The organism is Thermoactinomyces sp. DSM 45892 (genome assembly GCF_900107305.1).
GTDB lineage: Bacteria > Bacillota > Bacilli > Thermoactinomycetales > Thermoactinomycetaceae > Baia.
In genome coordinates, this window is the sequence record NZ_FNPL01000004.1 from 166,547 (window position 1) to 180,020 (window position 13,474).

The 13,474-nt window shown below is 44.6% G+C and carries 12 protein-coding genes; all 12 read left to right on the top strand.

All coding sequences use genetic code 11. The features are described 5' to 3' along the window. The 12 genes from BLU58_RS04700 (at window position 1) to BLU58_RS04755 (ending at window position 13,469) form a co-directional block, all read left to right on the top strand. Window positions 1-1,242 carry an ATP-grasp domain-containing protein gene (locus tag BLU58_RS04700; RefSeq protein ID WP_093291069.1) on the top strand — a complete coding sequence of 414 codons (1,242 nt, stop codon included), beginning with the start codon at window positions 1-3 and terminating at the stop codon, window positions 1,240-1,242. Between the two features lie 68 nt (window positions 1,243-1,310). After that, entirely contained in the window at window positions 1,311-2,537 is a 1,227-nt protein-coding gene (locus BLU58_RS04705) for an MFS transporter (RefSeq protein WP_093291070.1), read from the top strand. Window positions 2,538-2,549: 12 nt separating this feature from the next. Then, the gene (locus BLU58_RS04710; protein WP_093291071.1) at window positions 2,550-3,131 is read left to right on the top strand and encodes an LOG family protein; all 582 of its coding nucleotides are present in this window, start codon (window positions 2,550-2,552) and stop codon (window positions 3,129-3,131) included. Window positions 3,132-3,160: 29 nt separating this feature from the next. Next, window positions 3,161-4,375, top strand: coding sequence for an ATP-grasp domain-containing protein (locus BLU58_RS04715; RefSeq protein ID WP_093291072.1), 1,215 nt, complete (start codon window positions 3,161-3,163; stop codon window positions 4,373-4,375). Between the two features lie 193 nt (window positions 4,376-4,568). Further along, on the top strand, window positions 4,569-6,638 hold the full coding sequence (locus BLU58_RS04720; protein WP_093291073.1) for a (Fe-S)-binding protein: 2,070 nt from the start codon (window positions 4,569-4,571) through the stop codon (window positions 6,636-6,638). Between the two features lie 49 nt (window positions 6,639-6,687). After that, on the top strand, window positions 6,688-6,858 hold the full coding sequence (locus BLU58_RS04725; RefSeq protein ID WP_083426531.1) for an AbrB/MazE/SpoVT family DNA-binding domain-containing protein: 171 nt from the start codon (window positions 6,688-6,690) through the stop codon (window positions 6,856-6,858). A gap of 598 nt (window positions 6,859-7,456) precedes the next feature. After that, window positions 7,457-8,635, top strand: coding sequence for an acetyl-CoA C-acetyltransferase (locus tag BLU58_RS04730; RefSeq protein ID WP_093291074.1), 1,179 nt, complete (start codon window positions 7,457-7,459; stop codon window positions 8,633-8,635). A 17-nt stretch (window positions 8,636-8,652) separates the two neighbouring features. Next, on the top strand, window positions 8,653-9,507 hold the full coding sequence (locus tag BLU58_RS04735) for a 3-hydroxybutyryl-CoA dehydrogenase (protein ID WP_093291075.1): 855 nt from the start codon (window positions 8,653-8,655) through the stop codon (window positions 9,505-9,507). A 20-nt stretch (window positions 9,508-9,527) separates the two neighbouring features. Beyond that, window positions 9,528-10,667, top strand: a complete 1,140-nt coding sequence (locus BLU58_RS04740) for an acyl-CoA dehydrogenase (RefSeq protein WP_093291076.1) — start codon at window positions 9,528-9,530, stop codon at window positions 10,665-10,667. A gap of 55 nt (window positions 10,668-10,722) precedes the next feature. Next, window positions 10,723-11,865 (top strand): acyl-CoA dehydrogenase, encoded by a 1,143-nt coding sequence (locus BLU58_RS04745; RefSeq protein ID WP_093291126.1) that lies wholly within the window; start codon window positions 10,723-10,725, stop codon window positions 11,863-11,865. A gap of 12 nt (window positions 11,866-11,877) precedes the next feature. Beyond that, window positions 11,878-12,837: a methylmalonyl Co-A mutase-associated GTPase MeaB gene (meaB, locus tag BLU58_RS04750; RefSeq protein WP_093291077.1), complete on the top strand. Its 960-nt coding sequence runs from the start codon at window positions 11,878-11,880 to the stop codon at window positions 12,835-12,837. Further along, a complete protein-coding gene (locus BLU58_RS04755; RefSeq protein WP_093291078.1) occupies window positions 12,837-13,469 on the top strand; it encodes a TetR/AcrR family transcriptional regulator in 633 nt (210 codons plus the stop codon). Before meaB ends, BLU58_RS04755 begins: the two co-directional genes overlap by 1 nt. Window positions 13,470-13,474: the final 5 nt, after the last annotated feature.

Genomic DNA, 13,474 nt, shown 5'->3' on the forward strand with positions numbered 1-13,474 from the left:
ATGAGGATCGCATTTACTCGATCAGTAGATATCGGACAGGCGCAACCTTTTTTACGAAATATTCGAACGTATGTTCAGGATAAAGAACATCGGATCAAACTCTTCTATACAGATGGTGAATGCAATCAAGAGATGTTTCCGGGGGAGATGGAGAAAGTACCGACTGATGTCTCCTGTGAAATACTCGTTGAAAAAATCATGGATTGGAAAGCAGATGTTGTGATATCGATCTCCCTCCCAGATGATAATAGCTTGCGCGATGCATGTGTGAAGGAAATCTTGATGGAGAAGCATCAGATTCCGATGATTATGCACTCGATGGAAGCGACCGCGATCATGTGTAATAAGTGGGAGACGAAGGGATTTTTACGTAATTTGGGATACGCCGTTACAGATGGGTTCTTAATTCAGGGTGATTTAATAAACGATCGGGGTATTCGATACCACTCCTATCGCGATTTCATTTTTAATAAAGTGCAGAAAATGGGCTTCCCGATTATCGTGAAACCACTGTGGGACTCGATGTCCTGTGGCATTCAGATTATGGATACGATGGAGGAACTGCGGGATTATATAACCACGAATCCCCCAACGGCTGATGTGTTAGTAGAGCAATTTATCGAGGGAGAGTTATTCGGGATCGAAGTACTCGGTTGTGATGGGCATTATCGTTGCCAACCGTTGGTAAGGAAGTGTTCAAACTCAGTTCGTAACCTATTTCCATTTGATCACCTCCGATTTGCTCCTTTTACCAATGAATCTTATCCGATTCAAGAATTGGAGGAAATGGTTTTAAATATTGCCTCTAAATTAGAGGTAAGTGGTTCAATCGATGTAGAATTAATATATAAGGACGGAATTTTTTACATCATCGAGATCAATCCCCGAATCTCCGGGATGACGAATCTGTCGTCTGCTGTTTCCGGACATAATGCGTTCCAATGCCTTCTGGAAATGGCAGAGGGCGAATGGGTGAATCAGTATCGCCTACCGAAGAAGGATCGATTTGTAGCTGAGTTTCCGTTGGAGAATATGACGCCTACTATTGCGGAGCGGACGTTAAACCGGGATGATGTGGTTCATGTAAGCTTTAATCGTTATCATGACGGTAGAACGCAGTACAAGATGATGCTTAGCGCGATAGATGCGGAAGATTGTTTCTCGAAATTAATGGGGTTAAATGAAGAAAATAAGATCGTTCCAACTCATATTATCGAGGAATTACGATGCAGTATGACGTAATAAGAATAGATGGGACTATGAATCCAATCTAGTCCCATCTATCTTCATGTAGCGAATTGAGGTGTAGTATGAAGAGTCTCTTCCGAAATAATTTACAACTATTTCTATTAGCAGATTTAATATGTCAATTTGGCGCTGGGATTACACTTGGAACCTTAAACTGGCTTGTGCTCGATCATATGGGGAAAAATGAGCTGGTTAGTTATGTGTTTGGTGTAAACGTGGTCTGCGGTTTGTTGATTTCATTCTTTTCTGGATTGATCGTCGACCGTTTTGATAAGAAGGCAGTTGTAATCTGGTCCAATGTTTTTCGGATTGCCTTGACACTGATTACGCTGTTGTTATTTTTATTTACCGGTTTCCACTATAGTTACGTCTTCCTCTTAGCGATCAGCAATGGAATCGGATGGAATATTTACTTTCCAGCTACGAAGGCGCTCCTCCAAAGCATTACGGCAAAGGGAGGGAATGTGTTAAAAGGAAATTCAGGTGCGGAAATCGCGATGCAAGTAGGGATGTTTTCGGCAGGTGCGGTCGGAGGATTGCTCTATAAAAACCTAGGATTTAATACGATTTTGATAATTAATATTGTGATGTTTGTCATCGCCAGTTTATTAGTAAAATGGATCTCGGTTGAGACAACTCCAGCTAAAACGGGGTTAAAACTGGCTCATTTAAAAGAAGACTTTGTGGATGGTTTCAAGTATTTCCGTCATCGTTCCGCGATCTTCTTGCTCGGTATCACGATGTTTATCCCATTTGTAGCAGCAGGTTTGATTAATGTGTCGCTCCCGGGCTATGTAAGTACCTTTTTACATGAGGATTCTGTCACATTCGGGCTGATTACCATGTGTTATGGGATTGGCGCCTGTATCTCCGGTTTGATTATCATGAATCTCTCTTCTAAGATCTCGCGAAAAGGGTTAGTGCTTGCTGGGTTCATTATCGCGATCCTCTGCGGGGGACTCATGTTTGTAAATCACAGTGTTGCGATCGCTTGCTTTAATAACATGATGTTTGGATTCTGCGGCTCGGGGATTCGGATCATTATGTATTCGGAAGTGATGGAAAAACTGCCGTCTGAATACATCGGTAGAGCGATGTCGATCTGGAATGTGATTGGAATGGCCTTACAAATCGGCTGTACGTATGTAGTAGGGAAATCGATGGATGTATGGGGTGCGCAGTACGGCTTCTTAATCCTATCAAGTGTGATGATGCTTGGTTTTCTCATCTATGGTCTCTCGAACCGAATGGGTAAGAAGAGTAGCAGTAGTAGCACAATGGCTGGATAGGGGGATACAGATATGATAGCAAAGCTCAAAGAAGAAAGCCCACCTTTGATTTGTTGCTTTTGTGGTGCTAGAACGGGTAACGATCCCATGTGGATGGAACAAGCCGAGATAGCAGGAAGAAAGCTAGCAGAGGCTGGCTTCGGTATCGTGTATGGTGGTGGTACCGTTGGAATGATGGGGAGATTAGCAGATGAGGTAGCAGTTAGCGGTGGCAGGGTCGTAGGGGTTTTGCCTGATTTCCTCAAGCATCAAGAGGCGGAAGGCAGGGCACGAGCCTCTACGATCTTTACCCAAAGCATGCATGAGCGAAAAAATACAATGTATCAATTAGCATCCGGCTTCTTAGCTATGCCGGGTGGAATCGGTACCTTTGATGAACTATGTGAGACGATTGCATGGTTAAAGATTGGCATACATGAAGCCCCTCTCTATATATGGAATATCCATCATTTTTTTGATCCGTTTATCCTGTTGCTTGATAATTTGAAGCATCACGGCTTTTTGAACGATGATGATATGACCAAAGTAAAGATTGTCGATGACATTGATACGATTGTTTCTTCATTAAAGGGAGCAATTTCCATTCATAAATAGTAAATTTCCTGACTTAGTGGAGGTACACGATGATAACGAATCAAAATATAGTGATTATGAACCGATGGAGCGATGATTACGGAAACTATGCGATTCTCCTTGATCATCATCAGAATAACGTTTCCTATATCGTAAATGCGGGTGGTGCGGTGTATCTAAAGAACCATCCAGAGATTCCTAACTATGCACAAGTAGTGAATGATTTGAAAGATGTAGAAGAAGTAAGTGAGGCCATGGATCGTATCATAAGTCGATTTGGCAAGGTTGATGTTCTCATCGCATTATCGGAAAATGATATTTTGGTTGCGGGGAAAATGAGAGATCGTTATTCGATTCAAGGGATGGGTTTACAAGATACCTTGCGATTTATTGATAAAGTGGAGATGAAAAAGAGTTTTGCCGGTACGAAGGTTGCGGTTCCGCGATATTTAGAGGATTTGACGGAAAAGAGTTTGCTTGATTTCGTATCGGGGACTGGATTTCCTATTGTGCTAAAGCCGAGAACAGGGGCAGCTAGTGCAGGAGTCAAGATTATCTCTGATATGGAACAGCTTACAGCTGCGATGAAAGAGATTGATATTCATACCTATGAGTGTGAGGAATATATCGAGGGTCCTATTTTTCATATGGATGGTATTATGAAAAACGGAGAGCTTGTCTTTGTAAAGACATCGCGCTATCTAAACACATGCTATGAATATACACTAGGAAAATCAGTTGGTTCCATCATCATTTCCGATGAGCAGAGATCGCAGAAATTTGCTGACTTTACGGAAGAGGTGATGAAGACCCTTCAGCTGGAAAACGGTGTGTTTCATCTAGAGGCCATTCTACGAGATGGGGATGAGCCTGTATTTCTAGAGTTAGGTGCACGTCAAGGTGGTGGGGAAGTAGTACCGCTCATGAGACTCCTATATGATGTGGACTTAGTGAGGGCACTTTTCCAATCCCAACTGGGCGAAGAAATTGAAGTAGCTCCTAGGAAGACGCCTTTCGTATCTGGATTCTTGTTATTTCCTGAGCCGAAAGAGGTACCTTGTAAAGTGGTGAAGGTATCTACAGTAGAAGGCTTATCTACACTCTCCTATCAATATATTCCAGAAGTAGATTCGATTCTGGACGGTAAGGGTGGGTACTATTTTAACGCTGGTAAATTTGCCTTTATCGGACGTGAAGAAGACATCGAATCGGATCTTCTCAGAGCCATGAACGAATATGAAATCGTAACAGAGCCAATCTCATAATAAGGAAGACACCGCTTTGCTTCGGTTAGTTTTGGCTAATCATTTTGAAGTGGGTGTCTTTTCTTTTTTATATGGAAAATAAAAAAACTGAATGAATGACCACTCATTTTTGTGTTACAATGGAACCAATTAGTAATGGTAAGATTATATATAGTCGCCGTAAATGAAATGTTTTGAAAGGAGCGGGCTAGCCATGTCTACGTTACAAATTTTCAATATCATTGCACTTATTGCAGTAGCTAGTTATGCGTTTACCTTGTTTGGCTATGTGGTTTATCAACGTTATCAGTACATTCGATTGGGCAAACCGATTGAATTCGAATTGAACTTTGGGGAACGCTTCCGTGAGATTTTAATTAATGTATTTGGGCAAAAGAAGCTTTTTAAAGATATGAAAAGCGGAATCATGCACACCGTTATGTTTTATGGGTTTATTATTATCCAGTTTGGAGCGATTGACCTTTTTTGGAAGGGCTTACAACCGGGTGGTCATCTACCTTTAGGGCCTGTTTATGGGGTTTTCACTTTCTTGCAAGAAATCACAACGTTCCTCGTGTTGATCGCCACGATTTACGCGTTTCATCGTAGATATGTAGAGAAGCTTGCACGTCTGAAGCGTAATTTAAAATCAGGTCTGGTTATCATCTTCTTAACTTCGCTGATGTTTTCGATCCTGATGGGTGGGGCTTTTGAACAGATTGCTCTCCAACATCCATCTAGTTGGGCCACACCGATTTCATCTATATTGGCGATGCCGTTTTCGGGACTGTCAGCAGGTGTAGCAGAGGCGATATTCTATGTTTTTTGGTGGATGCATGCACTCGTACTCTTTACTTTCATGGTGTACGTACCACAATCTAAGCATTTCCACTTGTTAATGGGGCCTGTAAATGTCTTTATGAAACGTCAGCAACCCCCGGGTAAACTTTCATTAATTAATTTTGAAGATGAGACAGTAGAAGAGTATGGAGTCGGGAAAGTTACCGATTTTAACCAAAAACAATTGATCGACTTGTATGCTTGTGTGGAATGTGGTCGTTGTACGAATATGTGTCCTGCTTCTGGGACTGGTAAGATGTTATCTCCGATGCAGTTAATCGTGAAGCTACGGGATCACTTAACGGAACAAGGGGCGGCGATTACACAAAAAGCGCCTTGGGTACCACAAGTTGCTTTTTCGAATGCGAACCAAGCAGCGTTAGAAGCAGCGGTCGGAGAGAGTGGCCCTGCGATGATCGGGGATGTCATTACAGAGCAAGAGATTTGGGCTTGTACCACTTGCCGAAACTGTGAAGACCAATGTCCAGTTATGAACGAGCATGTAGATAAGATTATCGATATGCGTCGCCATCTCGTGATGACACAAGGGAAGATGAGTGCGGAAGCAGGTCGTGCTTTCTCCAATATCGAGAAGCAAGGCAATCCGTGGGGAATTAGTAAAAAAGACCGTGACAAATGGGTGGCAGATGCAGAAGTACCGGTGCCAACGGTAAAAGAGGAGAAGGAATTCGAATATCTCTTCTTTGTAGGTTCTATGGGTGCCTATGATATGAGAAGCCAAAAAATCGCTCGAACCCTAGTGAAACTCCTTACCCAAGCGGGTGTGAAATTCGCGATTCTCGGAAACAAGGAGAAAAACTCTGGTGACACACCTCGACGTATGGGGAATGAATTCTTGTTCCAGCAACTGGCAGAAGATAATATCAAACAGTTCCAAAAGAATAACGTTAAGAAGATTATTACCATTGACCCACACGCGTACAACGCCTTTAAAAACGAGTATCCAGACCTTGGCTTGGAAGCGGAAGTGTATCATCATTCCGAAGTACTAGCAGATCTCATCTCAGATGGACGTCTCGTTCCAAGTAAGACGCTAACTGAACGTATCACTTATCATGATTCTTGCTATCTTGGACGCTATAACGATATCTACTCCGCCCCGCGTTTCATCCTAAGTAAGATTCCGGGGATTGATTTGGTAGAGATGAAGCGTAGCTTTGAAGATGCGATGTGCTGTGGGGCAGGTGGTGGCATGATGTGGATGGAAGAGCACGAAGGAACACGTGTGAACGTTGCACGTACCGAGCAAGCACTTGAAACCAAGCCGACGATGATTGGTAGTGCTTGTCCATACTGCTTAACCATGTTGTCAGATGGAACGAAAGCAAGAGAAGTAGAGGAGTCGGTTCAAACACTTGATGTTGCGGAAATACTTGCTCTCTCTATTGAATTTACGATTGATCAAGAAGAGCAGGCCTCCTAATAAGACTATAGACCATTGATAAATCTGCACACGTTAGGGGTGAACACCGATGCATGTACGCAAAATTTCTGATAAAGGTCAAATCGTGATTCCGAGTGAGATTCGCCGAAAGTTAGAGATGAACGAGGGGGATCAGATCGCGTTTATCGAGACGAAAAAAGGTAATCTTTTGTTGGTAAATGTGAATAAGATTATGATTGATGAGGTTCAAGAGCTTTGATCGTTAGTTAGGCACAAATGATTTAGCCTGTTGGGACAATCCGGGGGCATGTGTCTATCCACAGCTCAAATAGTAAGTCTGCGAAGATGTGGAAAAGCAAGTCCGCTCCATCCTTCTTCGCTTCGGGCAAGTGGCAAAACTCGCAAAAAACGCTCAGACATTGCCACAAAACGCCCTTGCTACGAAGGACTACGCTAAGTAGGCTTACTAACCTCGCAGTGGCTAGACACATTGCTCCTAGTTTGTTCTCATTTGGTGCTAATCAGATGTTTTTCTAAATTGCTTTCTTATGAAGGGATAAAAGCTTTATGGAGGAGCGGATTTGCTTTTCTACATCTCTGCGGATCGGTATTAGAGCAGTGATCGAATAGACCCTCCGGCCCTCTATTACCCAACCTGCCAAAGTTACTTTTTCCTTTCCTTTCTTTCTCTTTTTAAGTCATCCAATCCTTATTAGACCGAAATGAAATACTATTGTAAATACAAATTCAATCCTGTATTCTTAACTTGTAAGCGTTTGCAAATTTGTTGCAATCCAAAAATGAACGAACGCTCGGTCAATGGAAGCCATTGGGAATTCATCTGGAGGTGTATGTTTGTGAGAGAAACAGTAATCTTAGGTGGGGCTCGTACTCCATTTGGTAAATTTGGTGGGGCATTAAAAGATCAAACGGCTGCTCAGTTAGGCGGAGTGGCGATTCAAGGTGCGCTTGAGCGCTCAGGAGTAACGGTGGATCAAGTAGAAGAACTGATTATGGGAATGGTACTACAAGCAGGCGCTGGACAGATTCCGTCCCGTCAAGCGGCTCGCCATGCAAATCTCCCTTGGGAAGTGCGTACCGAGACGATTAATAAAGTATGTGCTTCCGGGATGAGAAGTGTAACCTTATCCGATCAGATCATTCGCGTAGGCGATGCGGAGATCATGGTGGCAGGTGGTATGGAGAGTATGAGCAATGCCCCGTACTTGCTTCCACAAGGTCGATTCGGGATGCGTATGGGAAATAGCCAAGTTTTAGATGCTATGGTGCATGATGGACTATGGTGTGCTTTTCACGATGTCCATATGATTGTGCATGGTAGCGCCATTGCGAAGAAGTATGAAGTGAGCCGAGAAGAGCAAGATGAATGGGCGGTTCGAAGCCATCAGTTAGCCGCGGCGGCGATGGATGCAGGTAAATTCGCGGATGAGATTGTGCCTGTTCATGTGAAGTCTCGCAAGCAAATGATTGTGGTCGATCAGGATGAGGCGGTTCGTCGTGATACCAGTATCGATGCGTTAGCTAAATTAAAGCCGGCTTATGTGACAGACGGTACGATTACAGCGGGAAATGCACCTGGTGTGAATGATGGTGCTGCGGCAATGGTGTTGGCATCTCGCGAGAAGGCAAACGAGTTAGGCATGGAGCCAGTGGCAACATTAGTAGGACATGCGGCGATTGGTCTAGAGGCACCTGATTTTCCGATTACACCGGCGTATGCCATTCAGAAATTATTGAAGAAACATAATCTCACGATTGATCAGATTGATTTATTTGAAATGAATGAGGCGTTTTCAGTAGTCGCTATTGCGAATGCTAAAATCCTTGGTGTAAACCCTGACAAGATTAATGTAAATGGAGGGGCTGTTGCCCTCGGTCATCCGATTGGAGCTAGCGGAACCCGTATTATCCTTACATTAATTGAGGAGCTAAAACGTCGTGGTGGAGGTCTGGGAGTAGCGGCGATTTGTAGCGGTGCGGCGCAGGGAGATGCTGTATTGGTTCGAGTTGGTTAAGTGGAGGAGGGGCAATTATGTCGATAAAAAATGTGACAATCATTGGTGCAGGCCAGATGGGAAGCGGAATTGCTCAGGTGTTTGCTCAATCAGGGTTTGAAGTGACTCTATTAGATCAACAGGAATCATTTGTACAAAAAGGGTTGTCTTCGATCGAAAAGAACCTTACTCGTCAAGTGGAGAAGGAGCGCAGTTCGAAAGAAGAAATGGATTCCATTTTGAGCCGAATTGCAGGTACGACAGAGCTGGAAATAGCTTCTACGAAAGCGGATTTAGTGATAGAGGCCATTATTGAACAAATGGAAGCAAAGGTTTCGTTATTCAGGCAATTAGACGAACTCTGCCCGGCACATACCGTGCTTGCCTCTAATACTTCTTCTCTCCCTATCACTGAAATAGCCGCGGTGACGAAGCGTCCTGAGAAAGTCATTGGCATGCATTTTATGAATCCAGTGCCAGTGATGAAGCTAGTAGAGATTATTCGCGGGCTTGCGACGGATCAAGCAACCTATGACTTGATTGAACAGTTATCAAGGGAACTAGGTAAGCATCCAGTTGAGGTAAATGATTTTCCAGGCTTTGTGTCGAATCGAATCCTGATGCCGATGATCAATGAAGCGATTTATACCGTTTATGAAGGGGTGGCGACACCAGAAGCAGTAGATGATGTGATGAAACTAGGAATGAATCATCCGATGGGCCCGCTCACGTTGGCTGATTTCATTGGGCTTGATACCTGTTTATACATTATGGAAACCTTACATGAAGGATTTGGAGATTCGAAGTATCGTCCATGCCCCCTTCTTCGCAAATATGTGAAGGCTGGCTGGTTGGGAAGAAAAAGCGGACGCGGGTTTTACGTATACCAGTAGGTTAGTTGGGAGTGGGTCGGATGCGGTTTTCGTTTACGGAAGAACAGATTTTATTACAGCAGATGGTACGCGATTTTGCTCAGAAAGAAATAGCTCCAGAAGTCGAGCGGATGGAGACGGAGGACCGTTTTCCACGTGAATTGATTCGTAAGATGGGGGACCTTGGCCTAATGGGGATCCCGATTGCGGAGGAGTGGGGTGGATCTGGGGCCGACTTTATCTCTTATATTCTAGCGATCGAAGAGATTTCGAAAGTGAGTCCCACTGTAGGGGTTATCCTATCTGTGCATACCTCAGTGGGAACACTTCCTCTTCTTAGATATGGAACCGAACAGCAGAAAAAACGCTATATCCCTAAATTGGCCAGTGGGGAGTATATCGGCGCATTTGGGCTGACCGAGCCTCAATCGGGGTCTGATGCCAGTCAACTTCGCACGACAGCTAAGCGTGTGGGAGATGAGTATATTATAACAGGCAACAAAATGTTTATTACCAATGCAGAAGCGGCCGATTTGTATACTGTTTTTGCCGTAACCGATCCAGATAAAGGGAGTTACGGAATCTCTGCTTTCCTTGTGCATAGGGATACCCCTGGATTTTCGGTTGGGAAAAAAGAGAAGAAAATGGGGCTTCACGGTTCCAATACATGTGAGCTGATATTAGAAGAAGCACGGGTTCCAGCAGATCATCTGATCGGTCGTGAAGGACAAGGATATGAAATCGCCTTAGCGAATTTAGCAAGCGGTCGTGTCGGAATCGCGGCGCAGGGATTGGGTATTGCACAAGGTGCTTATGCGGCGGCAAATGCCTATGCGAAGGAGCGGAAACAGTTCGGAAAACCACTTAATGTGATACAAGCCATTCAATTTAAATTAGCTGATATGGCGACTCAGATAGAGGCTTCACGTTTGTTAGTCTACCGTGCCGCGGAACTAGTCTCACAGAAGTTACCTTGTAAAAAAGAAGCGTCCATGGCGAAGATGTTTGCGACAGATACTGCGATGAAAGTTACAACGGAAGCGGTTCAGGTGTTTGGTGGATACGGCTATTCTCGAGAATATCCAGTGGAGCGCTTCTTCCGGGATGCGAAGGTTACTCAGATCTATGAGGGAACGAATGAGATTCAGCGGATTGTGATTGGGAATGAGATTGGGAAGTAGATTTGAGCTGTGGTCACTTGAAACGATAAAACCTAACAAAAAGGGTGAAGACAACATGCAATTCCGCCTATCAGAAGAACATGAAATGATGCGCCAAATGGTCCGCGATTTTGCTGAAAAAGAAGTAAAACCAAGTGCCGCAGAACGTGACGAGCACGAGATTTTTGATCGCTCGATCTTTGATAAGATGAGCAAATTGGGCATGGCAGGAATCCCGTGGGGAGAGGAGTATGGCGGTGCTGGTTCGGACTATCTTAGCTATGTAATCGCAGTGGAAGAGTTATCCCGTGTATGTGGTTCTACAGGGGTTACGTTATCGGCACACATCTCCCTAGCTAGCTATCCAATCTTCACGTTTGGGACCGAAGAGCAGAAACAGAAGTATCTCAGACCACTTGCAGAGGGAACGAAGCTAGGTGCCTACGGCTTAACAGAACCAGGCTCAGGTTCAGATGCGGCTGCGATGCGTACGACAGCTGTCCGAGATGGAGACGATTACATTTTAAACGGAAGTAAGATCTTTATTACCAATGGTGGAGATGCAGAGATCTATGTCGTCTTTGCCGTTACCGATGCTTCGCTCAAACATAAGGGGATTACGGCATTTATCGTAGAAAAAGGAACTCCAGGCTTTTCAATCGGGAAGAAGGAGAAGAAACTGGGGATTCGTGCATCCGCTACAACGGAGATCATCTTTGAAGATTGCCGGATTCCGATTAGTCAGCGCCTCGGGGCTGAGGGAGAAGGCTTTAAGGTGGCGATGAAGACGCTAGATGGCGGACGAAACGGGATTGCGGCCCAAGCAGTGGGGATTGCTCAAGGGGCATATGAGGAAGCACTCGCTTATGCTAAGGAGCGCAAACAGTTTGGTAAGCCACTTATCGCACTGCAAGCCATCCAATTCAAACTTGCTGATATGGCAACGAAGATCGAAGCGGCCCGTCTACTTACGTATCAAGCGGCGTGGCTAGAAGCGAAGGGGCTTCCATATGGCAAAGCATCTGCAATGGCCAAGTTATTTGCAGGAGATACGGCGATGGAAGTGACGACCGAAGCGGTTCAGGTGTTTGGTGGGTATGGTTATACTCGCGAGTATCCAGTGGAGCGTATGATGCGGGATGCGAAGATTACTCAGATTTATGAAGGAACCAATGAAATCCAACGTGTTGTCATCGCGAAATATATTTCGAATGAATAAGAGTGATAACAGATGAAGGACTGGATCGAGGGCGTTAAAAATCAGGAAAGAAGGGCGATAGCGCGAGTGATCACCTTCTTAGAAAATGATCATTCAGACGCAGAGTTTTTATTGCAAGAGTTGGAACGACTAGAAAAAAAAGCTTATGTCATTGGGATTACAGGTCCTCCTGGAGCTGGAAAAAGTACACTCATTGACTGTTTGATCACGACACTCCGAGCGAAGGGACTACGCGTGGGGGTCATCGTAGTAGATCCAACAAGCCCTTTTACGGGAGGAGCGATCCTCGGAGATCGTGTGCGAATGGTTCGGCATGCGCTGGATGAGGGTGTATTTATTCGTAGTATGGGGAGTCGAGGTAGTCTGGGCGGTCTTTCTCGCGCTACCAAAGATGCGGTTCGTGTGCTAGATGCGGCAGGCTTTGATGTGATCATCGTAGAGACTGTGGGTGTGGGGCAATCGGAGCTAGAGATCATGCACTTAGTAGATAGTGTGGCTTTAGTTGTTCATCCGCATAGTGGCGATGTGGTACAGGTGTTTAAAGCAGGGGTGATGGAGATCGCCGATCTGTATGTGGTGAATAAAGCGGACATCTCTGGAGCGGCGAAGATGGTTGCTGAGATTGAACAGTATGTACATTTAACACATGATCATAGCGAGTGGAACCCGACGGTATCCCAAACGATTCCGATACAAGGAAAAGGGATCGTTGAATTATGGGAGCAGTTTCAGCATCATCGAGTCTTTTTACAAGAAAGTGGTGAAGGGATTCGTCGCCGTAAGGAGCAGACGGTTCGTGAGGTAAAAGAGAGAATAAACGCTGAGTTCGATGCATATCTCCAGCAATGTACCCAAGAACCTGCTTTCCAAGAGCAGATGGAAGAGATTTGGCATGGCAAGAAGTTGCCTCATCAATTGGCTCGTGAATGGATCAAGAGTCACCTGATTAGACAGGATCGGGAGGGGATGTAGTGACTAAGAAGCAGGAAGTGATTCCCTCTATGATTAAAAACCAGAGACTTGTACAAGAGCGACGACAACAGATTGTAGAAGGGGCGGTTAGGCTATTTATCGAGAAGGGATTCCATAAAACAACCACCCGCGAGATCGCTCGTGAGTGTGGTTTGTCGATCGGAACGATGTACGAATACATTCAGTCTAAAGAGGATGTTCTCTATCTCGTTTGTCACTATATTCATTCCTTATTACTAGAGAAACTCCATTCCATTTCCTCACATCATCTGACGGCTAAAGAAATGCTTTCATCGAGCCTCGCCCAATATTTTCAAATCATGGATGAACTGCGTCCCTACGTAGTCTTAATCTATCAAGAAACCAAATCTCTTCCCCGTGAGCAGATGAAACTAGTGCTAGCGAGAGAGGAAGAGATCACGCTTTTTTTTGAGAAAATGCTAGTGCAGGGGATCGAAGATGGCTCGTTCCAGATTCCTGTCTCTTCTGTTCGACTAACAGCACACAATATCGTCGTACTAGGACAGATGTGGGCTTTTCGCTACTGGGCACTAAGAAAAATGTATACACTCGAAGAATATACAGAAAAGCAAGTTTCCCTATTAATGATAGAGATACTAAACAAGGGGTGAGACGA

Coding starts and splice junctions, on each gene's coding strand:
- BLU58_RS04740 (WP_093291076.1), top strand. CDS start 9,528: ATGCGGTTTTCGTTTACGGAAGAACAGATTTTATTACAGCAGATGGTA.
- BLU58_RS04725 (WP_083426531.1), top strand. CDS start 6,688: ATGCATGTACGCAAAATTTCTGATAAAGGTCAAATCGTGATTCCGAGT.
- BLU58_RS04745 (WP_093291126.1), top strand. CDS start 10,723: ATGCAATTCCGCCTATCAGAAGAACATGAAATGATGCGCCAAATGGTC.
- BLU58_RS04720 (WP_093291073.1), top strand. CDS start 4,569: ATGTCTACGTTACAAATTTTCAATATCATTGCACTTATTGCAGTAGCT.
- BLU58_RS04710 (WP_093291071.1), top strand. CDS start 2,550: ATGATAGCAAAGCTCAAAGAAGAAAGCCCACCTTTGATTTGTTGCTTT.
- BLU58_RS04700 (WP_093291069.1), top strand. CDS start 1: ATGAGGATCGCATTTACTCGATCAGTAGATATCGGACAGGCGCAACCT.
- BLU58_RS04705 (WP_093291070.1), top strand. CDS start 1,311: ATGAAGAGTCTCTTCCGAAATAATTTACAACTATTTCTATTAGCAGAT.
- BLU58_RS04715 (WP_093291072.1), top strand. CDS start 3,161: ATGATAACGAATCAAAATATAGTGATTATGAACCGATGGAGCGATGAT.
- meaB (WP_093291077.1), top strand. CDS start 11,878: ATGAAGGACTGGATCGAGGGCGTTAAAAATCAGGAAAGAAGGGCGATA.
- BLU58_RS04735 (WP_093291075.1), top strand. CDS start 8,653: ATGTCGATAAAAAATGTGACAATCATTGGTGCAGGCCAGATGGGAAGC.